General features: G+C 59.1%; 19 protein-coding genes. 12 read left to right on the top strand and 7 right to left on the bottom strand.

The genetic code is table 11. From position 1 onward, the window contains the following. The first annotated feature begins 4 nt into the window (after positions 1 to 4). The 4 genes from ACIPY2_RS14255 (at position 5) to ACIPY2_RS14240 (ending at position 4,794) form a co-directional block, all read left to right on the top strand. Positions 5 to 1,279, top strand: a complete 1,275-nt coding sequence (locus ACIPY2_RS14255; protein ID WP_400267045.1) for a glycosyltransferase family 4 protein — start codon at positions 5 to 7, stop codon at positions 1,277 to 1,279. Positions 1,280 to 1,443: 164 nt separating this feature from the next. Next, positions 1,444 to 3,027, top strand: a complete 1,584-nt coding sequence (locus tag ACIPY2_RS14250) for a glycosyltransferase (protein WP_400267044.1) — start codon at positions 1,444 to 1,446, stop codon at positions 3,025 to 3,027. Continuing rightward, on the top strand, positions 3,027 to 3,914 hold the full coding sequence (locus ACIPY2_RS14245) for an ABC transporter permease (RefSeq protein ID WP_400267043.1): 888 nt from the start codon (positions 3,027 to 3,029) through the stop codon (positions 3,912 to 3,914). Before ACIPY2_RS14250 ends, ACIPY2_RS14245 begins: the two co-directional genes overlap by 1 nt. After that, the gene (locus ACIPY2_RS14240) at positions 3,901 to 4,794 is read left to right on the top strand and encodes an ABC transporter ATP-binding protein (protein WP_400267042.1); all 894 of its coding nucleotides are present in this window, start codon (positions 3,901 to 3,903) and stop codon (positions 4,792 to 4,794) included. The genes ACIPY2_RS14245 and ACIPY2_RS14240 overlap by 14 nt, the downstream gene beginning before the upstream one ends. Before the next feature lie 338 nt (positions 4,795 to 5,132). On the opposite strand, the gene ACIPY2_RS14235 is transcribed toward ACIPY2_RS14240, so the two are convergent. Beyond that, positions 5,133 to 5,504 (bottom strand): hypothetical protein, encoded by a 372-nt coding sequence (locus tag ACIPY2_RS14235; RefSeq protein WP_400267041.1) that lies wholly within the window; start codon positions 5,502 to 5,504, stop codon positions 5,133 to 5,135. 3 nt (positions 5,505 to 5,507) lie between these two features. Here ACIPY2_RS14235 and ACIPY2_RS14230 point away from each other — a divergent pair, with 3 nt between their 5' ends. The 4 genes from ACIPY2_RS14230 (at position 5,508) to ACIPY2_RS14215 (ending at position 10,133) form a co-directional block, all read left to right on the top strand. After that, positions 5,508 to 6,692 carry a glycosyltransferase gene (locus tag ACIPY2_RS14230; RefSeq protein ID WP_400267040.1) on the top strand — a complete coding sequence of 395 codons (1,185 nt, stop codon included), beginning with the start codon at positions 5,508 to 5,510 and terminating at the stop codon, positions 6,690 to 6,692. A 13-nt stretch (positions 6,693 to 6,705) separates the two neighbouring features. Beyond that, positions 6,706 to 7,995, top strand: a complete 1,290-nt coding sequence (gene wecC, locus ACIPY2_RS14225) for a UDP-N-acetyl-D-mannosamine dehydrogenase (protein ID WP_400267039.1) — start codon at positions 6,706 to 6,708, stop codon at positions 7,993 to 7,995. 159 nt (positions 7,996 to 8,154) lie between these two features. Beyond that, positions 8,155 to 9,144 carry an FkbM family methyltransferase gene (locus ACIPY2_RS14220; protein ID WP_400267038.1) on the top strand — a complete coding sequence of 330 codons (990 nt, stop codon included), beginning with the start codon at positions 8,155 to 8,157 and terminating at the stop codon, positions 9,142 to 9,144. A gap of 179 nt (positions 9,145 to 9,323) precedes the next feature. Beyond that, positions 9,324 to 10,133 carry an SGNH/GDSL hydrolase family protein gene (locus ACIPY2_RS14215; protein ID WP_400267037.1) on the top strand — a complete coding sequence of 270 codons (810 nt, stop codon included), beginning with the start codon at positions 9,324 to 9,326 and terminating at the stop codon, positions 10,131 to 10,133. A 78-nt stretch (positions 10,134 to 10,211) separates the two neighbouring features. Here ACIPY2_RS14215 and ACIPY2_RS14210 read toward each other — a convergent pair whose 3' ends face one another. From ACIPY2_RS14210 to ACIPY2_RS14185, 6 genes are all read right to left on the bottom strand, one after another. Continuing rightward, the gene (locus tag ACIPY2_RS14210; RefSeq protein WP_400267036.1) at positions 10,212 to 12,179 is read right to left on the bottom strand and encodes a glycosyltransferase; all 1,968 of its coding nucleotides are present in this window, start codon (positions 12,177 to 12,179) and stop codon (positions 10,212 to 10,214) included. 10 nt (positions 12,180 to 12,189) lie between these two features. Beyond that, on the bottom strand, positions 12,190 to 15,087 hold the full coding sequence (locus ACIPY2_RS14205; protein WP_400267035.1) for a glycosyltransferase: 2,898 nt from the start codon (positions 15,085 to 15,087) through the stop codon (positions 12,190 to 12,192). A gap of 65 nt (positions 15,088 to 15,152) precedes the next feature. Beyond that, positions 15,153 to 16,313, bottom strand: a complete 1,161-nt coding sequence (gene wecB / locus ACIPY2_RS14200; RefSeq protein ID WP_400267034.1) for a non-hydrolyzing UDP-N-acetylglucosamine 2-epimerase — start codon at positions 16,311 to 16,313, stop codon at positions 15,153 to 15,155. Positions 16,314 to 16,924: 611 nt separating this feature from the next. Further along, positions 16,925 to 18,574, bottom strand: coding sequence for a hypothetical protein (locus tag ACIPY2_RS14195; RefSeq protein WP_400267033.1), 1,650 nt, complete (start codon positions 18,572 to 18,574; stop codon positions 16,925 to 16,927). Between the two features lie 194 nt (positions 18,575 to 18,768). After that, entirely contained in the window at positions 18,769 to 19,332 is a 564-nt protein-coding gene (locus ACIPY2_RS14190) for a YdcF family protein (protein WP_400267032.1), read from the bottom strand. Positions 19,333 to 19,391: 59 nt separating this feature from the next. After that, positions 19,392 to 19,856, bottom strand: coding sequence for an Lrp/AsnC family transcriptional regulator (locus ACIPY2_RS14185; RefSeq protein ID WP_400267031.1), 465 nt, complete (start codon positions 19,854 to 19,856; stop codon positions 19,392 to 19,394). A gap of 171 nt (positions 19,857 to 20,027) precedes the next feature. On the opposite strand from ACIPY2_RS14185, the gene pdhA reads away from it, so the two are divergent. From pdhA to ACIPY2_RS14165, 4 genes are all read left to right on the top strand, one after another. Then, positions 20,028 to 21,239: a pyruvate dehydrogenase (acetyl-transferring) E1 component subunit alpha gene (gene pdhA / locus ACIPY2_RS14180; protein ID WP_400267030.1), complete on the top strand. Its 1,212-nt coding sequence runs from the start codon at positions 20,028 to 20,030 to the stop codon at positions 21,237 to 21,239. Then, positions 21,217 to 22,305 carry an alpha-ketoacid dehydrogenase subunit beta gene (locus tag ACIPY2_RS14175; RefSeq protein WP_400267029.1) on the top strand — a complete coding sequence of 363 codons (1,089 nt, stop codon included), beginning with the start codon at positions 21,217 to 21,219 and terminating at the stop codon, positions 22,303 to 22,305. Before pdhA ends, ACIPY2_RS14175 begins: the two co-directional genes overlap by 23 nt. 2 nt (positions 22,306 to 22,307) lie before the next feature. Further along, complete coding sequence (locus ACIPY2_RS14170) at positions 22,308 to 23,753, top strand: dihydrolipoamide acetyltransferase family protein (RefSeq protein WP_400267028.1); 1,446 nt, start codon at positions 22,308 to 22,310, stop codon at positions 23,751 to 23,753. Between the two features lie 201 nt (positions 23,754 to 23,954). Further along, on the top strand, positions 23,955 to 26,049 hold a 2,095-nt coding region (locus ACIPY2_RS14165), incomplete at its 3' end, for a S8 family serine peptidase (protein ID WP_400267027.1).

The raw sequence follows: 26,049 nt of genomic DNA, 5'->3' as shown, positions 1-26,049 counted from the left end.
GGCCATGTTTAGATCCCTGTCAAGGGACCGGGCTGCCAAGAATCCGGCATCGCCGGTGCGGCTCATGTTATTGACGCATTCGTACTGGCCGGAGCACAGCCCACCCCAACGCCGATGGTCGTCCCTGGTCCGGGAATTCCGTAAAGCAGGATGGAAGGTGGATGTCGTAGCGCCAGTTGCGCACTACCCGAATGGACGCCGAAACCTGCCGCGTCGGGAAGCCGGCGTTGCCTTTTCCCAACAACAAGGTCCCCACGGCGAAACCATATGGCGGGTCCCCTATGTGCGACATATTGGTTCGTCCTCCCTGGCGCGCTTCATTGATCAACTTTTCTCTGCTGTCGTTTCTGTTCCCGTAGGGCTCCTCGGGCCCAGACCTCATGCGATCGTGGCGACAGCACCAAGCCTTCCGACATTGGCTACTGGATATGTACTTTCCCGACTTCGTCAGGTGCCTCTGATAGTGGAGATGCGGGATGCCTGGCCAGACCTCGCCCGCGATGCCCGCATCGTGCAAGGCAGCGTCAAGAGCCTCATCGAGCGGGTCGTTGAATTTGTACAATTTCGTGCAGAACTGGTCGTGACCGTTACAGAGGGTTTTGCCGAGACACTCCGGGACCGCGGCCTGGCCAACGTAGTCACCGTGAGCAACGGTCTCGATCTTGGATCCATGCCCTTCCTGGAGCCACCTCCGGCGCAGAGGGATGTGTTTCATGCGCTTTATCTTGGAAACCACGGCAAGAGCCAGCGGCTGGACATCCTCATCAGGGCGAGCGCGCTCCTGGGCGACAAGTTTCATCTGACCCTCGTCGGTCAAGGCACCAGCAGGCCTCAGCTGGTGAAGTTGGCCCGTGAACTGAATGCGCCCGTCACATTCTTTCCATCGCTCCACGGCCCGGCTGTCATGGAAAAGTACCGTGAAGCGGATACGTGCATCGTTTCCCTGCGAGACGACTGGAAGTCGTTTGAGACGACAATCCCATCCAAGACTTATGAGGTCCTTGCCATCGGTCGCCATGTGACTGCAGTCGTGCGCGGTGAAGCCGAACGCATCATTTTGGAGGCTCATGGCGGCGACGTTGTTGCAGCAAGCCCGGAGGCAGTGGCGAGGTTGTGGCAGGAATTGGCACTGGACCGCAGCCGTCTCTCCTCCGGTAGGAGCGGTCGTGACTGGGTACGCCGTAACGCGGACTACGCAAATCTGGCGGGCCGGTACATGGAAGCCATCACCACTCTTGTTGGTTCCGCCGCGGTGGCCCGTCCAGGGCGGACTTCGTAATGCAGGTCCTGCGAAATATGCGGTTGGCTGCTGCGACAGTATCGGAGCAGCTGACAGAGTCACCGTTCTTATTGGCAATCCAGGTACTTCGAAAACTTCCCACACGCTTGGTGAGGCCGTTTGCCCGGGCGGTGGCGAGGTTCGCCCCGACGTCATGCCACCCGGTGCTCTTGCTTGCATCCTTTGCTGCGGGGGATGCAAAGGGACTACACGCCCGATTTGAGCACGGAATCTCGTCCGACCCCACGGCGGCGCGGGCCAGACAGGCGGCAGAGGTTGCCTTGGCTGCCGGACATCCGGGATGGGCCGACCGTTTTCTTGCCGAAGCGCAAGGTGCTCCCAAGGTTTCGGCAACTCTTGCCCGCCGTCGGTGGTACGACGGCGATATGTCAGGAGCCATCGCCGTATTGAAAAACGACGGGATGGACACTTCCAAGCAGGGCCAACGCCTTCGGTCCGAGCTTCGGGTATTTGGCGGCTGGCGGCCTGTTTTGCAGCGAACAAACGCCGATGCGCGCGATGGCAAGGTGCTCCATCTGCTGACCAACTCTGTTCCCCATACGGGCAGCGGATACGCGCGGCGTTCCCACTCCATATTGAAGGCCCAAAAGAGTGCTGGTTGGGAACCCCTGGCCGTGACACGTTTGGGTTATCCCGTTCAGGTGGGTGCGTTGACGGCCCGCGCACATGATCTGGTCGACAGCATTCCGTACCAGCGGCTATTGCCCGGGCGCATGAAGCCAACCATGGACGGACGCCTGCAGCAGCAAGCCGAGGACTTGCTCGCCGTGGCCAGGAACTTCCGACCGTCCATCCTGCACACAACCACGCACTTCGTTAATGGCTTGGTAGCCCGGGAGGTCGCAGATGCGTTGGACATCCCCTGGGTTTACGAAGTTCGTGGCCAGTTGGCTGACACCTGGGCCTCTACTCGAGGGGAGGCCGCGCGCCGAAGCGAGCGGTATCAGCTGTTTGTGGAGCGGGAAGCAGAAGTCATGAGGAGCGCGGACCTCGTTGTCACGCTGGGCGAAACCATGAAACGGAATATCGAGGGTGTTGGCATTCCGGCCGGGAAGATCCTGATCGCTCCCAATGCCGTCGGTGACGACTACCTTGCAGAGCCCTTGCATCACGCCGTTGCAAGAAGGGCACTGCATCTCGAAGCCCAGGGCCTCTTCATCGGTACAGTGAGCAGCCTGGTTGACTATGAGGGGCTGGATGACCTCGTCACAGCATTTGCATTGCTGGCGCCGCGGCTGCCACAGTTGAAACTGGTTTTGGTGGGTGATGGTGTTGCCGCCCCCGCCCTTCGGGAGCAAGTGCGCCAACTGGGGCTTTCCGAGAGGACCATCTTCACGGGGCGAGTTAGTCCGGACAGGGCCCGCCTTTATCATTTGGCCTTGGACGTATTTGTAGTACCCCGAAAGGACTTGGCCGTGACGCGCTCAGTTACGCCGCTAAAGCCTGTTGAGGCCTTGGCATCAAGTCGACCAGTGGTGGCCAGCCGACTGGAAGCCCTCGGCGAGATCGTGCAGGACGGCGTCAACGGAAAGCTGACCGAGCCCGAAAATCCAGAACTCTTGGCGAAAGTGCTGCTGGAGTTGCTCGAAGAAGAAGAGACACGCCGGGTTTATGGAGCTGCGGGTCGTCAACAGGTGCTGCGCACCAGAACGTGGGATTCCAATGCCCAGGCGTATGGACATGCCTATGAAGATTTGGTGCGCCGGAAAATGAGGAGAGCCAGTTAGTGTCCGCAAAAAAGGCAAAGCTTCCGCCGCCAGCGGCCATCCAGCCGATGTCCGTGGACATGCGCAAGCTGTCCCGGGTTGGATCGAGACCCGGCTTTCTCGACTATCTGGTCCAGCTTTGGGACTATCGGCAGTTTATTTTCTACGATGCCCGGGCCAGAGTGCAGACTGGAACCCGCAAGGACCGCCTGGGTAGCGCTTGGCTGCTGCTCAATCCCGTGTTCAACGGGTTGACGTATTATCTAATTTTCGGTCTGCTTCTCAACACAAAGGGCGGGATCGAGAACTTTCTTGGTTATCTGATTGTGGGCATTTTCATGTTCCAGTTCAGTGCCGGTGCGATCACCGAGGGTGCCCGCTCCATTCGCAATGGAAAGTCTGTTGTGCAGGCCTTCAACTTTCCAAGGGCGGCTCTTCCCATCGGGGCCAATATCCGTGAGATCCTGTCTTCGGTGCCGCTGATTCTTGGCATGCTGCTTCTCATCGTCATCATTCCGCCGGCAGAAAAGATCAGTTGGCTATGGCTGCTCATCGTGCCGGCAGTGGTTCTTCAGGGTATCTTCAACCTGGGTATCGGCATGATCCTCGCTCGCATCATATCGATGGTGAATGACGTAACGCATTTGCTCCCATTTGCCATCCGCGCCTGGATGTATGCGTCGGCTGTCTTCTATTCTTACGAACGCTTCATCCATGAACCCACCTTGCTGGCCGTGATGAAATACAACCCACTTTTCAACGTGATTGACATCGTTCGCAGTTGCGTTCTATACGACACCGTTCCGTCTTGGGAGTCGTGGGCAAGTTTGTCCGTCGTAGCCCTTGCGGCACTGCTGATCGGTTTTGTTTTCTTCTGGAGGGGTGAAGAGACTTATGGTCGCGATTGATGAAGCCGTGTTCCTGGACGGCCCACCGTGCGTCGTCGTCGACAAGGTGCGGATGACCTACAAAGTTCCCTCCTCCGATGGCCGGACCTCGGCCCGTAGAAGCGGCTTCCGGGGTGCCATAAAGAAGCTCTTCCAGCAGTCCAACCTCGTCACGGTCAGCGCACTGAAGGAGATCTCGCTGGTAGTTGAGCGAGGTGAGTCGGTGGGAATAATCGGGCGCAATGGCTCAGGCAAGAGCACAATGATGAAGCTCATCAGCGGTCAGGTCGCCCCAACTCACGGAGCTGTTTACGCTTCGAGCACCCCCGTGTTGCTTGGCGTCCACGCGGCACTGGTCCCCGATCTTTCCGGGGACCAGAACGTCGTCTTGGGATGCCTCGCGATGGGCATGGATCTGGAGCAGATAAACGAGCGTTTCGACAGCATTGTCGAAGTCTCTGGACTCGACTCCGCCATCTACCTCCCAATGAAGTCTTATTCATCGGGTATGGCTTCAAGGCTCCGCTTCGCAATTGCCGCATCCGTTAATCCGGAAATCCTGCTTGTCGACGAAGCCCTGAATACAGGCGACGCGCAGTTCAACAACAGGAGCAAGGCCCGCATGGACGAGTTGCGGGCCCAGGCCGGCTGCGTGTTCATCGTCAGCCACAGCCTCGATACGATCCGAACGATGTGCAGCCGGGTGATTTGGCTGGACAAAGGGGAATTGATCATGGATGGAGACACTGAGGAGACCACCCAGCTCTATCACGAGTTCTCCTCGCATCTTTCCAAGGGAAACAACATCACTGCTGCCAAGATCAAAGACCAAGCGAGAGCGAACCTTGTGGCCACGCAGGTTCTTGAGCGCGCAAGCGGTCGCCGGTTGGAGGGACGCTGATGGCAGTTCTGGGTGATGCACGCAAGGCACTGTGGCACCTTCGAAAAGGGGGCTTGCTCCAGTTCACGGAATGGAGGCGGCGCCGCGGAATAGAAAAGCGTATCGGTGCCTGGAACGAACGCTCCGGAGACCGAGGACCCGAGCAGCTCGGCCCTCCGGTTTTTGCGCCCCACCGGATTCCTGATCGGAATCCGCGACGGTCCGATCTGACTGTTGGTGTCATTTTGGACGACTTCTCCGCCGCGGCTTTTTCATTCGAGTGGAACATTGTCCAGTTGCGCAAGGACCAATGGCTGCAGCAGCTGTCTGCGACATCCGTGGACTTCTTGTTCGTGGAATCAGCCTGGAATGGCAACGGCGGATCCTGGAAATACCAGCTGATGGGTGCTTCCGGTCCGAAGCCAGAGTTTTTGGCACTCCTTGCTTGGTGCAGGCAGCACGGAATTCCAACCGTATTTTGGAATAAGGAAGACCCGCCACATTACGATGATTTTCTTCCAGCGGCCAAAGAGTTCGACGTCGTATTCACAAGCGATTCCGGAAAAATCCCGTCTTATCAGCGCGATTTGGGTCATGCCCGCGTAGCGGCACTTCCATTTGCCGCGCAGCCAGCCATCCACAACCCGGTGAGGGTGGGGCCGGGTTGGCACGCCCGTGGGGTAGCCTTCGCGGGAATGTATTTTGCCCACAAGTACCCCGAACGGCGTCAACAGATGGATTTGATCCTCTCGGCGGCGCGGGACGCATCTACGCGCACCGGTGGCCCGGAGCTGGAGATCTACTCGCGCCAACTGGGCGGAGACTCAAACTACCAATTTCCTGTCCCGTTCAACGAGCATGTTGTTGGCAGCTTGGAATACTCCCGAATGCTGACTGCCTACAGGGCCTACAAGGTATTCCTGAATGTGAACTCCGTCGTGGATTCGCCCAGCATGTGTGCGCGACGAATTTTTGAGATTACTGCTTCCGGAACACCGGTGGTATCCGCCAAGAGTGCTGCGATCCGGGAGTTCTTTGCCGCCGATGAAGTGCTGGTTGCAGAGACACGGAAGGAGGGTGCAAACCAGATACGGATGCTGGCCCGGAGCCCTGAGTTCAACGCCCGGGTCGTGCACAGGGGCCAGCGTCGCATCTGGCGCGGCAACACCTACGCCCATCGAGCGGAGACCGTCGTTGCCTCGGTCCTGCCTGAGCGAAGCATTCCGGTGGTGCTGCCTTCCGTTAGCGCACTGGTTTCGACGATCAGGCCGCAGCAGGTGGAACACATCTTCGCCACAGTGGGCGCCCAGGAAGGCGTCGACGTGGAGTTGGTACTTCTGACACACGGTTTTGAGGCCGCTGCCGGGGAATTACAACAACTGGCGTCCAAGCACGGGGTCGGCAGGTTCACGGTTCTCTCTCAACCCAGGGAGACCACGCTCGGGGAGTGCCTCAATAAATGTGTTGCGGCTGCGTCGGGAGCGGTGCTATCGAAAATGGATGATGACGACTACTACGGTCCGAATTATCTGGCGGACTTGCTTCATGCCCTTGATTACTCCAAGGCTGACGTTGTCGGGAAGCACGCACATCACATGCACTTCACTTTGAGCAAGATGACCGTTTTGCGCATGCCCCAGCATGAGCATCAGTACAGCCGGTTCGTCATGGGTCCCACCATCACGGCTACCCGGGAGGTCTTCGAGTCGCATCCTTTCGAACCCCTCAACCGAGGCGAAGATACGGCATTCCTCAAATCTGTGTCGGATGCCGGCGGCCTCATTTACGCCTCGGACAGATTCAACTTCTGTCAGATCCGGAACTCCGAAGGCCATACCTGGAATGCCTCTGATGAAGAATTGGCGGCTTCCGGCGAAATTCAGTTCTTTGGAGATCCCAAAGAACACATAACTGTTTAAAAAAGGGGAAGAAATGACTGATATCAATTCCGTTGCAGTGATTGGACTAGGCTACATCGGGCTGCCTACCGCCGCGATCCTGGCCACCAACGGCATCAGCGTTGTAGGCGTGGATGTGAATCAAAAGACTGTCGACGCCGTAAATCGCGGGGAAGTGCCTTTCGTGGAACCGGACCTCGGGGTGCACGTTGCCGGCGCGGTCAGCCAAGGAAACCTGCGCGCGACCACAGAGACCCCTGCTTCGCAGGCCTACATCGTTGCGGTCCCGACACCATTCCTGGACGACCGTTCTGCCGATCTAAGTTACATTGAGGCCGCCGCCCGGGGCATCGCACCACAGTTGACTGGCGATGAACTGATCATTCTCGAATCGACGTCGCCTCCGCGTGCTACACGCCATCTCGCAGATTACATTCTGGAGTTGCGCCCGGATCTGTCTCTGGATGGAGCGGGCGGCGCACCTGTCATCCACTTTGCGCATTGCCCCGAAAGGGTCCTTCCAGGACGCGTGATGATCGAACTTGTCACCAACGACCGCATTGTTGGTGGCATCACGTCCGAGGCCGCCCAATTGGCGAAGGACCTGTACGCAGTGTTCTGCCAAGGTGAGATTCTCCTGACGGATGACGTCACTGCCGAGATGGCCAAACTCGTTGAGAACTCCTACCGTGATGTGAACATCGCCTTTGCCAACGAACTTTCGGTCATCAGCGACAAACTCGGCATCGATGTTTGGGAACTGATCCGTCTGGCTAACCACCACCCTCGCGTCAACATTCTTCAGCCAGGTCCCGGCGTTGGAGGTCACTGCATCGCCGTGGATCCTTGGTTCATCGTGGACGCTGCCCCGGAGGAATCACGGCTCATCAGGACTGCGAGGGAAGTCAACGACGCAAAGCCCGAATGGGTTGTCGCAAAGGTTCGGGAGGCAGCCCTGGCTCACGGAAATGAGCCCAGGATTGCAGCGCTTGGACTGGCGTTCAAGGCGAACATTGACGATCTGCGCGAGTCCCCGGCTATCGGCATCGCGGCGGAGCTGGCGGATAAGCTTCCGGGGTCGAAGCTCCTTGTGGCCGAACCGCACGTGGATGCGTTGCCTCGGGCCCTTGAAGGCCGGGCCAATGTCCTGCTTGCGGACACCAACGACGCCATTGCCCAAGCCGATGTTGTGGTCGTACTCGTGGATCACGATGAGTTCAAGGCGGTGTCGCCCGAAGCCCTGGCAGATAAGTCCATCATCGATACACGTGGTATTTGGCGTGACAAGGTGACCGAGGAGATCTCCGCCGCGGCGAAGGCCTAGTTTCAGGGAGATTCGAAAGAAGAATATGCGGCAAGAGTCGGCCGGGGCATAGTGCCCCGGCCTTCTCCGTTTGCAATGGCAGCGCGAATATAGGATCTGCGGGCACATGTGGGAGAATCCACTCATAAGATGAGACCGGCATCACTCGTGAAAGAAGCTATGGAAAGTTCTACCGAATCAATCGAAACCACAAAGCTTGACGTGGAACATGGTGATAAGCGCTTTGTCGTGGAAGTTGTTGCTGGTGACCACATAGGTGCGACCCTTGCTGCCAGCAGGAAATTCTACGAGTGGCAGTTCCTTGGGACCTTGGCTGAGTATCTGGAGCCCGGGGACCTGGTCATCGACGTCGGAGCCAACATCGGAAACCATAGCCTCTACTTCTCCGGGGTGTGCGGGGCTGACGTGATTGCCTTTGAGCCGCTGCCACTCGCCTTCGAGGTACTTCAGCGCAACGTTCGTGCCAATTCCCTCGAAACGAAAATTGAAGTGCAGCAAAAGGCTGTGGGCGCGGCACCTGCGAAGGCCAAGTTGGAGAAGCTTGATTTGGCAAACGTTGGTGCGACGTCATTTTCCGTGGACACTGATGGCGAGTTCGAAGTGAGCTCCCTGGATGCGGAGAACATCAACCGACAGGTGGCCCTCATCAAGGTCGACGCCGAAGGTATGGACTTGCAAGTGCTTCGCGGTGCTGCAGGACTGATTTCACGGGACCGGCCGATCATTGCGGTGGAAGCCGCGACCAAGTCAGACCAAAGAAACCTGGAGCAATTCGCTGCCGAGGCGGGCTACGCATTCATCGCGGAATTCAACGCTACGCCCACTTACGTGCTGGCGCCCTCCGCTACCCCGCTTGAGCGTGCAAAAATCGAACGCCGTGCTGCCAGCCTGGTAACCCGGACGCACTGGAATACGCGGGACCTCTATTATCGGCTTGGGTTGGTCAACAGCGACCTCCGAACTGTCCGCGATGTGCAGGAAACGAATGTTCCACTGGTAGCCGCTGGCGCAGATGTTCCAGAGTTGTTGGCGGCCCTTTCGGCACGCGTCCGGCAGTTGGAGGGTGATGTTCAGGCACTCTCCAACCAACTGGCCGATCGGCAAGGGAGCGCCGAAGACAATGACGAAGATAGGCCGCCCGTCCTATAGGTGTGTCGGGGCCTTCTGGTTTCAGGGGCGGGTCCAGCCTCGAAAGGTAGCGGATTACAGGGCTTTGGGGCACAGACGATAGGATCGACAGGTTGTAGTCCGTCGTATCCTTGGGGAGCCCCACAGTGTCAGAGCGCCGCTTCATCCGGCTGAAGGAATCCACGCCAAATCTGGATGGTATGAGGCCCCGGCCCGAGGGGTACCTGGAAGCGACCGACGGCACAGTGGGGGAAGGTCCGTGGCGAGTCCGGACCGATGAGCATGGCTTCATCATTACGGGTAATGAAGTGACTGAAGGTGCTCCTCCGCTGGTCTTCCTCGGTGACTCGTTCGTCGAAGCCACCTTCACACCTGAGAACGTCCGGTTCGTGTCCCAGGTCGAGCGCCACCTGCAGAGCGACGGGCTAACCTTCCGATGCCTCAACGGAGGATATTCGGGCGCTACCACCTTGCAACTGTTCAACGTGTTCCTCAATAAGGTGGTCCCGTTGGTTGGTCGTGGGGGCAAGGTTGTGTTTTTCCTCCCACAGTCCGATCTGCCGATCTACTTCCGGCCGCACAGCTACTGGTACCCCACGGACCGTTACGCGCCACTGCTCCCCCCGGTGGAGCCCACCGCAGGAGATTTGCCGCGAGGTTCCAGCGCGCTGACTGCGATTCTTGGCTTGGCCGTCTGGGCGGCACAGGAATTCGGCATCGACCTGATCCTTGTCTCGTCGCCGCACCGCAATGCCACGCGGGAGGATGATGCTTACTTGTCCCGCCGTATTTCTGCGGACCAGCACCTGTCCCTGCTGCAGCGGCGGGAAGACATTCGAACGGCAGTTCAGAAGTTTGTGGCAACCAGCGGTGTTACATTCATAGATGCTGATACGGAGTTCCTGGACAAACCTTCAGCATTCTATGATGAGTTGCACTTGAACGACTCAGGGCACGACATCTTCGCTGCTTGGTTGGCCGACCAATTGCGCATCAAGCTAACGACTTAGTACGCGTTGAACTGCACGCAATTGCGGCGCCCTCCCCTTGACGGGGCGGCGCCGCTTTTTGTTGATCTTGAAGAATGCCTAGACTTCTTCCAATGCCTCTTGAACCAGCGAGACAAAGAACTCAAGGGAGTAACGTTCCCGTACAAACTTCTGGCCGCGCTCCGCGTTCCTATTGAAGGTGTCGAGATCTTGATTTCGTAAAATGTAGTCCCTGATCCCAAAGATGTCGTCGAAGATGTAGTCCTCGGGATAAATGTAGTCAACGCCGTGCCAGGTCAGGAAGACGCCTTGGTTTCCCGATGCGAAGCCCTCGGCCGGGGCAACATGGAAACTCTCCAAATCGCTTAGGGACAATACAAAACCGAAGTCGGCCAAGGCAGTTTTTGTGTCCACCCAGCCGGAGAAAGTAACCTTCTCCGAGAGGTTGTGGTCCACGATATATTGTTCGCAGCTTTCATAGTAGGAGCGTTCAATGGGGTTCTTGTAGACCCAGGGAAGGTCAAGAGGACCTTTACCAAAGACGGTCAATGTGAAATCGCCGTGGGTGTTCAGATAGTGAAGCAGTTCCAGAGCCCGGTGATAGCCCTTCAGTTTTGGAAGCATCCCCACCATCGCCAGCCTGGTGGTTTTCCCGGGGTTGCTGCTTTTCTCGTAAGCCTTAACATCCAGATAATTGGGAATGATCCTGACCTTGGTGCGGTCCATGCCGAAAGTACGTATCATGTCCTCACTCGTGTGGAGTGAGACGGAGATGAAGCAGTCCACTTTTGACTGGTCAACTTCATGACCAAACCTTGCGTTGAGCTCAAATCGGTGGAGGCGGACCACAAGCCGCTGGTGGGGGCGTTTGTGCTTGGCGTACCAAACAGCGTTGCCCAGCAACCATTCGCAGAAGATAACGTCAGCCCACTCGAGAAGCTCTCTGCTCTTTTCCGGATCGTGGGCGTCGTGGCCGGTCCATTCGTCCAATCGGATGTCATACAGTTCCCGCATTGCAGGGATAGCTGGGGAGATGAACTTGAGATCCATACCCGCAATTAACAAGCGCTGTTTGATGTTCTGCTGGAAGGCGTCGTAATCGCCGGCGTTGATGACCTCAAGGGTCTCCCTGATCCGAGGCCGGAACGTTCGCTGGCTGATGGCCTCCCAGTTGCTGTGAACCAGCCTTGACAGCTTGGAGAACAGGCCGGCATCGATATCACCACGGTTGAAGCGATAAAGCGACTCTATGGCCACCCTGAGGGCCACGTGCCCACGAATAGCCATGTAGCTCAGGCCCACTTGTGCCAAAGTGGCTTCGGCGCTTTCCCAGACCTCCAGGTGGGAAGCCAGCTCACGTGCACCATACTGTTGGGTGGATGACCTGATGAACCCTATGGTTTTGTGGTAGACAATGGCTGGTTCGTCTAGGTAGGAAATGTTCCGGGCAACCGACAGCACGTTATTCAGAAAAACGGTGTCCTCGCCCATGTGCAAGTGCTCGGGCCAGATAATTCCGTTGTCGATGAGAAGTCGCCGTCGAATTAATGAAGAATTGGTCGTACTTTGATCGCGTATTATTTTCGCAATCTTCTCCGTCCTCGAATCGGAGGCATTGAAGTCAGCGACCCGATTCAGGAGCAGGGGCTTCTTACCGCGCTCTACCGTGTACAAAGACGCACGTACTATGTCTGAATCCTCATTGGACGCCAGCTCAAGTTGATGCTTCAGAGCCGCCGGCAGGATCTCGTCGTCGCAATCAAGGAAAAAGACGTACTGGCCCAGGGCATTGGACGTCCCTACATTTCTCGGACGTGATGGAGAGCCGCTGTTGGCTCCCAACGGCACGACCCTCCAGTTGGAGTGTGCACTGCAGCGTTGTTCAAGCAGGGGCAGGGTCCCGTCCGTCGAATGATCGTCGACGAAGAGCACTTCGAAATCGTGCTCGGGGAGGTCGATTCGCTCCAAGGACTCAAGGCACGGCCCGATCTTGGTTGCTGCGTTGTAGCAGGGAACGACAATGCTTAGCTTCATAACCGGAGATTCCTCGGGGACTTGCGTTGGCATGTTCAACTCTTTATACGAGGTAGAAGTTATCGGACATGGTCAGACCATAGTTGCTGACGGCCTTCTTGAGGAACGCTTGAGGAGCAACGATGTTGTCAATTGCATGTTCCGTGACGTAGCGATACGGTGCATCCGCACCCATGGCGATGGGGCCATCGGCATAGCTGAGGTGGAGGCTTGCCTCGTAGATGGTTTTCGCTGATACCTCGGACCGTGGTGAGATCACTGCAAAAGCGTCACCACTTATATAACTGGCGGCATCGAGGTTCTCATTCTTCGCCCAGGCATGGGAAAGAACCACGACGCCAAACCGACCATATTTAGCCTGGTAGTGCGCAGCATCGCTTTTCTCGAATCCCGCGCCCAGAACAACGATGAGTCGGTCGGCAATATCGGCATACTCGCCCTGACGCGCTATGGCCTGCTTCAACTCCGCCTCGTTCTCCACGGGGCACACCAGCGTCAAAAGGCGGTTTGTCTTGACGTAGTCGAAAGCGATCGCATCCAGGATGCGTTCAAACCGTCGTTCATACGTGTGATTGGCCAGGACGTCATGAAGAGCCGCATGTCGGATCGCAGAAGCGCTCCCGGCATCAAGGCCGATAATGTCGGAATGTCCTTCTCCTGCGAACAGTATCCGGTCCTTGAAGAAGGCAGCGACGCCCGGGGAGTAGTTTGAGACAACCAATGTGTTACAGGACATCAGTTCAAAAATTCGACGTGCGAACATCGTAGGCGAGGAGGTCACAGTGTTGATGTTCAAACCGATAGTTTTCGACTTGTAGGCGTCTGCGATCTTGGAGTGTGGAATCGCGGGCTCCGTGAGGTGGCGATACTCCACAGGGAAGTGGTGCAGTTCGTCTTCCGAGCCCCAGAACCGGTCAAAAATACGAAGGTCCAGGCCCGCCTCGAGTATCTGCTCGAAGATGGTGGACATTTCTGCCGAACGCTCCTTATGATTCGCGTACCAGCTTCCAGCGAAGGAGACGCCCTCCGTGCGCGTCGAAGTCTCTACCGGGTTAAAGAGTCTTGGCTGGGTCGCGAACGGCAGGCAATGCACGCTGGGGTGGTCGTATTCTTCCTGGTACCGGGGTACGCAGGTGAGATCGGTGGTGAAAATATGATCAAACCGGACAGCCGTGTCGATAAAGTTATGCACTTTATCGTCGAAGTGGGTGGGATCTTCTTTGTTCCAGAAAACAGTCGGTACGCCCTCGCGTTTGCACCACGCAAGAATTTCAAGGAGTTCGCTGCGGTTTTCGCGCGCAAAGTTTGAACTCGTGTATACGCGGCCCTTCCAAGGCCGTCGCACACTATCAACGCCCGACCAGGCGGACTCACACAAGAAGAGGTCCGGGCGTTCGGCTTCGAACCGCTCCCGCCAATTGTCCGGCTCAATGATAATGGGACTGAACTCGTACTTGAAGCAGTTGTAAGTGAATTCATCCGCAATCAGTGCGACTTTAAGGTTTTTGGCCCGTTTTGGATCATCGTCATTTTTCCCAAAGTTACCGGGTTGGTTACCTGGGGATGATTGAGCAGCAACAGCTTTGTCTCCCGACCGGACATTCCCTCCTTCGACCGAGAATCCGTTGCTGATCTGCAGTTGGTTTTTAGCTGCATCCCAAAGCATCGTTCCTACCCTGACTTCGGCCGCATCCTTGGGAACTGCCAGAGTGAGGATCAAGTCGTTGGCCTGGCGGCCGTCAATGTACTTGTAGGGACCATGCTCAGACTTGGAAAGCTCGGCGGGAAGAATCCTTCCACCACCGCTGTCGGCGAACTCCACCAAGGCCAGCCCGCTCTTTTTCGAAAGGCCTTCAACTCTGGGAAGTACCGAGAACTTCACCGTCAGCGTTCGGCCCCGGACATGGCTTAGAGGTAATCGTGTCCACTGAGCTCTGGAAGTCACGCTGATGCTTGCTTCGGAGTCGTGCAGACGATCGAAAACCAGGGCCTTCGGGTTTGTTTGCGGGGCGCCATAACCAGGGCGAAGTTTGTTTGCGGACTCAGGCGCGAGTTCAACGATATCCACAGCGTTCAGGATTCGCAGGGTGCCCTCGCCGGCGTGCCAGGCAGCTATCGAGACGTGCACACTGACGCAGTCGATGGGTGCGTGAAGCTCGAACGCGTAGGTTCCATCGGAAGCGGGCACCAAATACAGATACTCGCCGATTGGTCCTCTTGGTACTTCGGTCAGGCTGCCAACCTCGACCCCGTCTTTGTCCTCAAACTTCAGGAGCACAACGACATCACGGGGGCCGATCGCCGGGGTGCCAACGAACTTCCCTTCTATCCGGAAATGCTTGGAATCGAGAGTGGAGAGATGGAGCGAATACGGGTCCTTTGAGAGTGCCACCCCGGCACTTGCTTGGCTGCCCGTGAACAGTGCCACGCGGTTCCGGCGCAATTCCGGACCGGCCTTTGCCGGGAAGGGCGGAAGTACGCTGTGGGTGACTGTCATCTCATTGTTGAGTGAAAGGCTCCCTGGATATCCCTTCCACAGGGCAAAGCCAAGGACTACCTCTGTGCAATCCCAAGGAACAAATAGCTTTGCCTCGCCCCAGCCAAGTGCATCCGGGACGATGTAGATGTAGTTACCTTGGCGTCCCTTACTAATGCGGCCCCTGCTTGGCACCTCGTTTCCGGTCGCATCCAGGAACTTAACCCAGATGATTCCGGCTTTGGTGCCGTGCTGATCCGGGCTGCTGATTGTCTGGAACCGTGCAGTTACCTCAGAGCCAGGGACAACTTCAAGCCGGACCTCAGTGGGCCGCTTGCGCAGCATCACGTGGTTGGAGGCAGCCTCGTTGGCATCCAGCAGCACCACAGACCGCGGTTGTGCCGTCTCCTCGTCTGTCCAAATGGGTTGTTGCTGTACAGGGCGATCAAAGATTTTGCGAAGCAACGCTTGGCTCCATTTTCTCAGGTCGGGGAGTAACGATGGCGGGCGTCGGCATCCGTGCCAGGTCCCTAGCTGACAGGCTGTGCTTCACTGTCGAACTCTGGGATGCGGACGCCAATTCCCAGGAGTTCTGCTATGGCCGCAACTGTCCTTTCGGCGGCCTTGCCATCGCCGTAGGGATTTACGGCGTTCGCCATGGAGTCGAAGGCGTCCTGCCTGTTGAGCAGGCGATCCACCTCCCTGACGATCTGTTCTTCGTCTGTTCCGATCAGGGCCACCGTGCCGGCGTGCACTGCTTCGGGGCGCTCAGTGTTTTCACGCATCACCAGCACGGGCTTCCCCAAACTGGGTGCTTCTTCTTGGACTCCGCCGGAATCCGTGAGGACAACGTGCGCCAGTGCGAGCATTCGCGTGAACTCGCCATAGGCAAGCGGTTCGGTGACGATTACGTTTGGCTTGTCCTCGATCGCTGGCAGGACAGCTTCGCGCACAACGGGATTCTTGTGTGCCGGCAGGACGATAGTGAGGTCCGGTTCGGCGTCTGCGATTCGCGCCAACGCACGGCCCACGCCACGCATTGCGTCGCCTTGGTTTTCGCGGCGGTGGGTGGTGACGAGAAGGACCCTTCTGCCGCTGACGGCGAGTTCCTCAAGCTTTGGGTCCGAGAACGCAACCTTTTTATCGACGGTGGTTAGCAGGGCATCGATGACTGTATTGCCTGTAACAACGATGTCGGCAGCCGGTATGCCTTCGGCCAGAAGGTTAGCCCTGCTTGTGCTGGTCGGAGCCAGATGGAGGCTGGCAATCTGGCTCGTTATCTTCCTGTTGGCCTCCTCGGGGAACGGCGAAAAGAGATTGCCGCTGCGGAGACCGGCCTCAACGTGGACGACGGGAATTCCGTGGTAGAAGGCGGCGATGGCTCCGGCTGTCGACGTCGTCGTATCGCCTTGGACCACCACAGCGTCAGGCTTGTTTGCCGAGAACAGCTTGTCCAAACCGTCGATTGTGCGCGTCATGATCGCGGAGAGTGACTGGCGCTGCTGGAGGATGTTGAGGTCGTGGTCCGGAACAATACCGAAGAGGTGGTTCACCTGGTCCAGCATTTCCCGGTGCTGGCCCGTCACAGTCACGACGCAGTCGAACTCTGCCGACTGTTGCAGGGCGTTCACGATGGGAGCCATCTTGATGGCTTCCGGACGGGTACCGAAAATTGGCATGACGCTGGGCATGGATTCCCCCGGGAAAGACAGTGGCTGACCAGCCGATGCTATCGCAAAGCCAATCGAGGTGATTAATTGTGTATGACGAACTAATCCTGTCAGCCAGCAAACATCAAGGTCAGGACCAGAAGTGGAATGCTGAGCGAGACGAGGATCACAGCGACCAACGCTATCAGCCGTTTTTGCTTGCGGCTGGCCTTTTTGAAAGGCGAATTCCGCACAAACGGCCGGGCGTTTGTTGGCGCGGCAGGACGACGGCCAGGTTCGGGGGCCAGGGGTGCCGGGGCTTCGTCCGGGCGTCCCTCTGGAATCGGCTTCATGATAGTGGGGCTTATGGGCAGTTGTGAGGCCGAAATGTCCCCAAGCAGGCGCCGTTTGCGCATGTGACGAGGGGAGGGCGAAAGGACTACCGGTTGTCCGACAGTATCCGTCACTTGTTCACTCCTCAGCTGCGTCCAGAAGGATCAGGCCAAACCAATTCTTGCACTCGCACGGCGCTTGGCAACATTCGCGCCCACTGGAGGTACCAACTTGCAGCCGGTCGCCGGCCGTGCTTTCCCCATATGCGCAGACCAAGAGGCGGCCCGCAGGTTGAGTCTGCGGGCCGCCTCTTTTGTGTCTCAACCGCGGTCGGAATATGTAGCGTCGTTCCTTGCGCCGGAACCGTTGATGACGTTCACAAAGTAGTACTTGCCTGTGCCCAGGGAAGTGCTACCCAGCTTGGCCGTAACAGACTCCAGAAGAGGGTTCATGCGTGTTTGTTTGCCGTAGCCAGGGTTGAAGTCGGCAGACGTCACGGTCTTGTCGAACACCCGGCCGTAAGTGTCCGTCCACTTCACCTGAATGGTGCCGCCGCTGAGATTTTGCCCAGTGACGAGTACGTCGCCATTGCCATAAAAGATGGAGTCGGTGATCACTGGTGTCATAGCACCGGATTTCATCTGGTCGATCATTGGCGCCCAGGTTCCGCGGCAAGTGTAGAAAGGATCCCACATGTAGGAGATGACCTTGACAGGGGCATTGCCCATCTGCTGGAGCTGTTTGTCATGCCGAGCTTTCGTGCTTTGTCCACGGTAGTTGCCATCACACGGGTTTTGACTCGTCCCGGGCGCCATTCCTTCCATGTTTCCCCAGAGCTGCACCCCAGTCCCATCAAGGGCATCGGCCATGGCGTAAAAGTAGTCGCGATTCGGGGCCAGATAGCGGGATCCCCATGTGCCGCTGCCAGCTATTGACGCAGCGTAAGCGTCAACTTGCTGCCCGCTGTCGCTGCTGAAGAACGAGCCTGCCTTTCCTGTACCCATCCCGTCTTGAACGGCGATGGCCAACTTCACACCGTTTGCGGTACCAGCGATGTTTCGAATGCCTGCACTCGCCTGCGCAACAGTAATATGCGCTGAATAGTCTGTCCTCGTGTCCATGTAGGGGCTGATGAGGGCGGCCCGACTGGGCATGTAGGCAGCGATGGCCGAATTCTGAATGGAATAAACGGTAAGCGTTGCGTTCCAAACAGAGCCGTTTCCTACTGGCATCTCCGTGTGATGGTAAAAACCTGCCAGCCCGGCGACATTGTTAACTTTCGCTTGGAACTTGATGAAGCGGGCCGTGAACGCCGTGAATGTGGATTGGTAGGTCAGGTCGGGAACGTAGGTGATGGTTGTGCTCTTGCTGGGCGCCGGCATGCCAGCGTAGAACTTCATTCCCAGGGAAGTGGCAGCCTTGGCAACCGACACAGAGATTGATGCCGTTCCACTGGTTATGAATATGACGTCGTAAAGGCCATTGGACGAGTTGCAACCGGTGCCTTGCGTTGGGATCACCATCACCGTATAAACGTTGGCACCACTCGTAACGCTCTTGTCACGTGGGCATGCCAGGGATGGGGCGCCCCACGTGTTTCCGTCGCTGTAACTGAAATACCTGTTCACTTTGACATCCGAGGTTGCAGCTGCCACGCAGTTGACTCCGGATATGGAGCAATCAGAGGGCAACTGAGCAAGGGTTGTTGGCTTGACTACGGAGCCGAACGTGATGACAGTATCTCCACCCACAGACTTGATGTCGGTCAACTTTTTCAGATTGGCGTCATCACTTGTACTGCCGAAAATGAAATATCCGCTGATCGGATAGACAGGGGGAGGAGCGGCGGCTTGGACTGGGCTTCCGTGAAGTAACCCCAGCATCAGGGCGAGTGCGGCCAAAAGGCTCGCTGCTATATGCCGTACGTTGACATCGTTGTCGATGAACGTCCCGGCTTTGATTTTTGCCACGGCGGATCCTTGGGCTCGTAGGGTGAGACCATGGACCTATGGCAAAAGGATGCATGCGGACCTATGCAAACTCAATGCTTTGACCGGAACCTTCAAGTGGCAGCAAATTATTGCGCGTCCTGAAACATCTGTGACAGAAGACTTTCCAGCTGGAATTAAACAACACCGAATTTGTCACAGACCGGTGCCCGCAACTAACACTCCGGCTGCATCCACACATCGATGAGCCCGCCCGTTTCGACCACGAACCGGTCCAGCCATGCCCCTGCGGAAAGCTCGGGTTCCGAGCCCACCATTTGCACTTCAACATTCGTGCACTGGCGCATCAAAGTGCCTGCCCGCATCAGGTGGTAATCGGACGTAACCACGGTGACGGACTTCCATCCGTGTTCAGCAACCAATTTCGCCACGGCGTCTGCTTCGCCGCGCGTGTTAAGGGGGTTGGGTCGAAAGCACACAAGATCAGGGTCGCCGGAGTTTTCGTCGCAGAGTTGATCACCCTCCGCGTTGCCGGAGAGCCCGGTTGTCGAAACCGCCAGGACGGGTATGTCGAGGGATCGTTGAAGGTCCTGGGCAATTGGTAGGCGCTCACGGCTCATGCCTCCCAGAACCACCACAGCATCAGTGTGGTGGGGCGTCGCCTGCGGGGGCATAGCGAAGAACTGGATGGCCAGGAGCAGCCACACAATAAACCCGGCCGTAGCCACCAGGGCGGCCCACACCGCGGCGCGCGTGACGGAGGCAGTTTTGGTGGGCACGGAGAAAGTTTATGGTCCCAAACTGGATGTTCCCCACGCGTCAAATCCGCCAGCGAGGATTACCGCGTATCAACATCCTCGAAAACAAGGAAAGTCTGCGTATCCAGCACGCCGTCCATGGACTGAAGTTGGTCGAAGATCACACGGCGGAGGTGGATGTTGTCTGTGGCCCGGACGAGGAGAATCACGTCAAAGTCGCCGCCGACCAGGGCAATGTGATGCACCTCGGGGATGGACCGTAACTGTTCCTTCAGCTCCCGCCAGGAGTGTTGCTGGACTTTCAGGGTTACGTAAGCGGAAGAACGCAGCCCGGCTTTGATGGGGTCCACCAGGGCAGTGAACTTGGTTAGCACGCCTTCGCCTGTAAGCCGCGCCAGCCGTGAGTAGGCGTGCGCTCGGCTGATATGTACGTTCTCGGCCACTTGGGTGATGGACATGCGGCCGTCCGTGGTGAGCTCCCGGATGATGTCCCGGTCCACGTTGTCCAGGGGCACGGCACTCTGCTCAGCCTCGGTCTCGCTCAACGGCGTCTCCAATTCGTCTACAACGCAGCCAGTTACCTAGCTCACACTGACAATTTGTCTTCCAGAATAGTCCCATTTTCAAAGCCCTTCCATGATTCGGCCAAAAGCTGGATACGAAACATCGCCGGGGAACATACTGGAAGCACATAGTGGCTAGAGAAGGACGGACCAATGACGATCCATGCAGACCACTCTGCGCCGGAAACGGCTGTGGAGGACCAGGCTGCTGACGTTCGGACAAAATTCGGCATCAGCGTTGAGGACTATATGCTCCCCGCCCGGCACCAGATCCAGATGGTGAACCCGGACGGCACCCTCCGCCCGCACGACGAGCAAGGCACCGAACCCGGCCACGAGTACCCCACGCCCAGCGACGCCGAACTGATGGCCGCTTACGAGCAGCTCGTCGTCGGACGTCGCGTCAACGACCAGAACTCAGCGCTTGTCCGGCAGGGCCGGATGGCCGTCTATCCCTCAAGCCACGGCCAGGAAGCCTGCCAGGTGGCAGCTGCCATGTGCCTCAAGGAAGGCGACTGGCTGTTCCCCACCTACCGTGACGCTGTCGCCGTCATGACCCGCGGTGTGGACCCGGTAGAAGTGATGACCATCTTCCGCGGCGACTGGCACGGCGGGTACGACCCCAAAGAGCACAACGTCGGCATCCAGTGCACGCCGCTGACCACCCAGTTGCTGCACGCCGTCGGCGTCGCCCATGCCGCGAAGCTGCGCGGTGAAGACACCGTAGTGATGGCCATGTGCGGGGATGGCGCCACCAGCGAAGGTGACTTCCACGAGGCACTGAACTTTGCCGCCGTCTTCCACCTGCCGGTGATCTTCTTCGTGCAGAACAACAAGTACGCCATCTCGGTGCCGCTGAGCCACCAGTCCGTGGCGCCGTCGCTGGCCCACAAGGCTGTTGGCTACGGCATGGCCGGTGAGCGCGTGGACGGCAACGACCTCGTCGCGCTGCTCGCCGTCATGGATCGCGCGGTGAAGCTGGCGCGCGAAGGCTCCGGACCGCTGCTGATCGAGGCCCACACCTACCGCATGCAGGCCCACACCAACGCCGACGACGCCACCCGCTATCGCCCGGACAGCGAAGTCGCCGAGTGGCAGGCCAAGGACCCGCTGACCCGCATGAAGGCCTACCTGACTGACACGGGCCTCTTGGACGACGCAGCCAGCGCCAAGATTGCCGAACACGCCGAAGCCGTTGCCACCCAGCTCCGCGAAGGCCTGGGCGAGGACGTTCCGGTACAGCCGCTGGACCTCTTCAAGTACGTCTTCGACAAGCAAACCCCGCAGTTGAAAGAACAGTCTGAGCTGCTGGCCAGCGAACTTGCCCGCGAGGAGAGCGCAAATGACCGTCACCACCACCGTTAACGGAAACGTCAGCGCTGCCACCGCCAGCGCCGCCGCATCAGCCGCAGCCACCGCCGAGGCAAGCGGCCCACAGAGCATCACCATGGCCAAGGCACTCAACACGGCGATGGCCGACGCCATGCGCGCCGACTCTTCCGTGCTCGTTTTCGGTGAAGACGTCGGAATGCTCGGCGGCGTCTTCCGCATCACCGACGGCCTCATGGCCGAATTCGGCGAACAGCGCTGCTTCGACACCCCGCTCGCGGAGTCCGGCATCGTCGGCATGGCCGTGGGTATGGCCATCAACGGCATGCGCCCCGTCATCGAAATGCAGTTCGACGCGTTCGCCTACCCGGCCTTTGAACAGATCGTCAGCCACGTCGCCAAGATGCACAACCGCACCAAGGGCAAGCTCAAAATGCCCATGGTTATTCGTGTCCCATACGCGGGGGGCATCGGGGGAGTGGAGCACCACTGCGACTCCTCCGAGTCCTACTACGCACACACCGCCGGCCTGAAGGTCTACACCCCTGCCACCGTTGCAGACGGTTACCGCATGCTCCGCGAAGCCATCGACTCCGACGATCCCGTCATGTTCATGGAACCCAAGAAGCTCTACTGGTCCAAGGATCAGGTGGACTTGGGTGCCTTGCGCGCAGAGCACGACGCCGGGACCTCCACCGAGGGCCGCGCGGCTGTTGCCCGTCCCGGCACGGACGCCACCCTCATCGCCTATGGCCCGTCCGTTCCCACCGCGCTGGCCGCTGCCGCTGCCGCCGCCGAGGAAGGCCGCTCGCTCGAAGTGATCGACGTGCGCACCATCGTCCCCTTCGACGACGAGACCGTCTGCGCGTCCGTCCGCAAGACGGGACGCGCCGTCGTAATTGCCGAAGCCCACGGCTTCGCGTCCGTGTCCTCCGAAATCGTGGCCCGCGTCCAGGAACGTGCCTTCCACTACTTGGCGGCGCCGATCCTGCGCGTCACCGGCTTCGACGTCCCGTTTCCGTCTCCCAAGTTGGAGCACTACTACCTGCCAAGCGTCGACCGCATCCTCGACGCCGTCGACGACCTTCAGTGGGAGGACTAACCATGAGCTCAGATATGCAGGTATTCCGTCTGCCCGACCTCGGCGAAGGACTCACCGAAGCCGAACTGGTCAACTGGCTCGTAGCCGTGGGGGACCAGGTCAAAGTGGACCAGCCCATCGCCGAAGTCGAGACCGCCAAGTCCATGGTCGAGGTGCCTTCGCCTTACGCCGGCACCGTCGCCGAACTGCACGGGGAGGCCGGTCAAACGCTCGACGTCGGCAAGCCGCTGATCTCGATCGCTCGCGTGGGTGCCGCTCCAGTTGCGCCGGAGGCTCCCGCCGCAGCTGAAGACCCTATCTCCACCGGGGTGCAGGCCTCGGCCGAGGTTTCCGCAGCTGCGGAGACGTACCGGACCGAGGAGAAGGCCGGCTCCGGGAACGTGCTCATCGGCTACGGCACCCCTGGGGGAGCCACCGGTGGCCGGACCCGGCCGCGGAAGGCGAGTGTCGCCGTCGTCGAGCCTGCTGCTGTCCCCGAGGTGTCGCTTGAGCCGGCCGTAGCCGGGACCCGCATCCCGGGCAAGCTCAGCGCCGTCATCTCCCCGCTGGTGCGGAAGATGGCGCGTGACCACGGCGTTTCGCTGGACTCGATCGAGGGTTCGGGGGCCAGTGGGCTGATCATGCGCCGGGATGTTGAGGCCGCGATTTCTGCACCGGAGGCTCCGGCTGCTGCCCCTCCTCCCGCTCCCGCTGCTTCTTCGGCTCCGGCTGCCGAGGGCTCGGTTGATGGCCGGACCGGCCTGGCGGTGTCGGCGCGGACGCCTGTTCGTGGCGTGCGCAAGGCAGTGGCGGCGAACATGACGAAGAGCCGTTCGGAGATTCCCGAAGCCACCGTGTGGGTGGACGTGGATGCCACGGCACTGCTCGACATGCGGGCGAAGCTGAAGAAGCGCTCGCCGCACGACACCCCCGGTCTCTTGGCCTTCATCGCCCGTTTTGTCACGGCTGGGTTAAAAAAGTACCCGGCCTTGAACACCCGCTTTGAGACCGGCGCCGATGGGTCTCAGGAGATCGTGGGCTTCGACGGAATCAACCTCGGTTTCGCTGCCCAGACCGACCGCGGACTCGTGGTCCCGTCTATACGGAACGCGCACACGATGAGTGCCCGCGAACTGGACGCCGAGATCCGGCGACTCACCGCCGTCGCGCGTGACGGAAAGGCGACCCCGACGGAACTGGGCTCGGGCACCTTCACGCTGAACAACTATGGTGTGTTCGGCGTCGACGGTTCAGCGGCGATCATCAACTACCCCGAGGTCGCAATGCTCGGAGTCGGACGCATCATCGACAAGCCTTGGGTGGTCAACGGTGAGCTGGCCGTCCGGAAGGTGACCGAGCTGACCCTGGCCTTCGACCACCGCGTGTGCGACGGCGAGACGGCGGCGGGCTTCCTCCGGTACGTGGCAGACGCAATCGAAAACCCGGGTGGTGCGCTCGCGGATATGTAGGTCCAGCCCCATGCACCAAAGCAGGTCCCCGATGAACTGATCGGGGACCTGTTGCTGTTCTTGGGACTCGTCATATTCGAGTGTTGCACCTCACCCGGAAAATTTCTGCTTACAATGCACTGGGGGTCAGCTGGTGGTCTCCAGTCTGCCCGCGATCGACCCCTTCCATGGTTTGTCGCGATGTTCCGAGGATGCCAAATCATGGTAAAAAACTCAGCTAGGAAATCGCTAAGATTCATCGGCTTAACTGCCGTTGCCCTTCTCATCGGCGGAGGGTTTGGCGTCCAGCCGGCCTTGGCCGGCGACAACGACATTCTTCCCAGCGCACCACAGACGCTGCAGCCGACTCCTGAATCGAGAACCGACCAGTTCATCGTTGGCGTCAAGGACAACACGGTCCAAGCCGCCAAGGCATCAGTGGAGGATGCAGCCGACAAGGCTGCCTCGAAACTGGGTGTCGCAGCAAGGACTGTCCACGACACTGCTACCGGCGGCCACGTGGTGAAGGTTGACCACGCCCTTTCGGGCACGGAGGCCGAAAAGTTCGTGCAATCCCTGCGCTTGGACCCTGACGTGGCGTATGCGGAGCCGGACACGGTGATGCACATCGCTTCGACGCCGAACGACACCTACTTCAACGAACAGTGGGACTTGTGGGAGAGCCCAGGGGGCATGCGCATTCCGTTGGCGTGGGACTACACCCATGGCGAAGGGGTGGTGGTGGCAGTGGTGGACACCGGCATCACCAGGCACCCTGATCTCGATGCCAACGTGCTGCCCGGTTACGACATGATCTCCACCGCGGCGGACGCCCGCGATGGTGACGGCCGGGATCCCGACCCCACGGATATGGGTGACTGGGCTCCCGCCAACGAATGCGCAGTGGGCAGCCCCGCTGAGAATTCCTCCTGGCACGGCACCCACGTGGCGGGAACCATCGCGGGAGTAGCCGATAACAGCCGCGGCATCAGTGGCGTAGCCCCGCGGGCGAAGATCCTTCCCGTCAGGGCAATGACGTTCTGTGGTGGATACACCTCCGATATCGCGGACTCCATCATTTGGGCCGCCGGCGGTGTGGTGACGGGCGTGCCTGTCAATCCAAACCCGGCCAAGGTCATCAACCTGAGCCTCGGCGGGGTCAAAACCTGCTCTGCGACGTACCAGAATGCGATCAACTTTGCGCACAACGCGGGCGCCGTCGTCGTCGTGGCCGCTGGAAACTCCAACCGGCCTGCAGCTGATGTCAGCCCTGCAAACTGCCAGAACGTCATCGCGGTTGCCGCGAGCACCAGGACAGGTGCCCGGGCCGCCTACTCCAACTATGGAGCCGCCATCGACGTAACTGCGCCTGGTGGGGACATGACCACGGACGCGCGAAATGGCATTCTGTCCACCTTCAACTACGGGACCACCACGCAGGCGGACCCCGCCTATGCATTTGCGCAGGGAACGTCCATGGCTGCTCCGCACGTCTCCGGATTGGCCGCCCTCTTGTTCTCGGCTGAAGGCAGCGCTCTGACTCCCGACACCTTGGAGCAGCAGCTGAAGGACACCTCCAGGCCGCTGCCCGCGGGATGCCCCGCAGGATGCGGAGCCGGCCTGGTAGATGCCTCGGCTGCCATGATCGCCTATGGCGGCCACCTGCCGGTAGCTCCGTCTCAGGTGCTTTTCCACGACCTTGATGGGACAGCCAAAGACACGTTCGAGATCCCGCCGGTAGAAGGCGCCGAGTATTTGGTGGATGGCAACGTGGTTGCAGCCGGGACGTATCCCGCCACTGGCACCGTTACTGTTACGGCACGGGCGGCCAAGGATTATGTCATGGCCGCAGGCGCCACCACCACATGGACCCACGCTTTCAAGTCCACTTGGATCAAGATCACGGACTTCAACGGGGACGGAAAATCGGACGTCCTCGCGCGAGACACTAACGGTGTGCTGTGGCTGTACCCGGGTAACGGCTCAGGGGGATGGCTTCCGGCCAAGCAGGTCGGTTTCGGCTGGAATGTGATGACGGCCATCGAGTCTGCCGGTGACTTCAACGGGGACGGCAAGGCGGACGTGATCGCCCGCGACGGCAATGGTGTTCTGTGGCTGTACCCTGGCAACGGATCGGGCGGATGGCTCGCTGCGAAGCAGATCGGTTCCGGCTGGAATGTGATGACGGCCATCGATGCGCCGGGTGACTTCAACGGGGATGGCAAGGCGGACGTGATCGCCCGCGACGGCAATGGTGTTCTGTGGCTGTACCCTGGCAACGGATCGGGCGGATGGCTCGCTGCGAAGCAGATCGGTT

This window comes from Paenarthrobacter sp. NPDC089675, assembly GCF_044749185.1.
In the GTDB taxonomy this organism is placed as follows: domain Bacteria; phylum Actinomycetota; class Actinomycetes; order Actinomycetales; family Micrococcaceae; genus Arthrobacter.
The sequence above is the reverse complement of the archived record's forward strand: the minus strand, read 5'-3'. Positions and strand labels throughout refer to the sequence as shown.

What these genes read in the sequence shown, in the direction of transcription:
- wecC (WP_400267039.1), top strand. Translation starts at nt 6,706, where the DNA reads ATGACTGATATCAATTCCGTTGCAGTGATTGGACTAGGCTACATCGGG.
- pdhA (WP_400267030.1), top strand. Translation starts at nt 20,028, where the DNA reads ATGACGATCCATGCAGACCACTCTGCGCCGGAAACGGCTGTGGAGGAC.
- ACIPY2_RS14220 (WP_400267038.1), top strand. Translation starts at nt 8,155, where the DNA reads ATGGAAAGTTCTACCGAATCAATCGAAACCACAAAGCTTGACGTGGAA.
- ACIPY2_RS14255 (WP_400267045.1), top strand. Translation starts at nt 5, where the DNA reads ATGTTTAGATCCCTGTCAAGGGACCGGGCTGCCAAGAATCCGGCATCG.
- wecB (WP_400267034.1), bottom strand. Translation starts at nt 16,313, where the DNA reads ATGCCCAGCGTCATGCCAATTTTCGGTACCCGTCCGGAAGCCATCAAG.
- ACIPY2_RS14175 (WP_400267029.1), top strand. Translation starts at nt 21,217, where the DNA reads ATGACCGTCACCACCACCGTTAACGGAAACGTCAGCGCTGCCACCGCC.
- ACIPY2_RS14230 (WP_400267040.1), top strand. Translation starts at nt 5,508, where the DNA reads ATGGATTTGATCCTCTCGGCGGCGCGGGACGCATCTACGCGCACCGGT.
- ACIPY2_RS14240 (WP_400267042.1), top strand. Translation starts at nt 3,901, where the DNA reads ATGGTCGCGATTGATGAAGCCGTGTTCCTGGACGGCCCACCGTGCGTC.
- ACIPY2_RS14215 (WP_400267037.1), top strand. Translation starts at nt 9,324, where the DNA reads ATGAGGCCCCGGCCCGAGGGGTACCTGGAAGCGACCGACGGCACAGTG.
- ACIPY2_RS14170 (WP_400267028.1), top strand. Translation starts at nt 22,308, where the DNA reads ATGAGCTCAGATATGCAGGTATTCCGTCTGCCCGACCTCGGCGAAGGA.
- ACIPY2_RS14210 (WP_400267036.1), bottom strand. Translation starts at nt 12,179, where the DNA reads ATGCCAACGCAAGTCCCCGAGGAATCTCCGGTTATGAAGCTAAGCATT.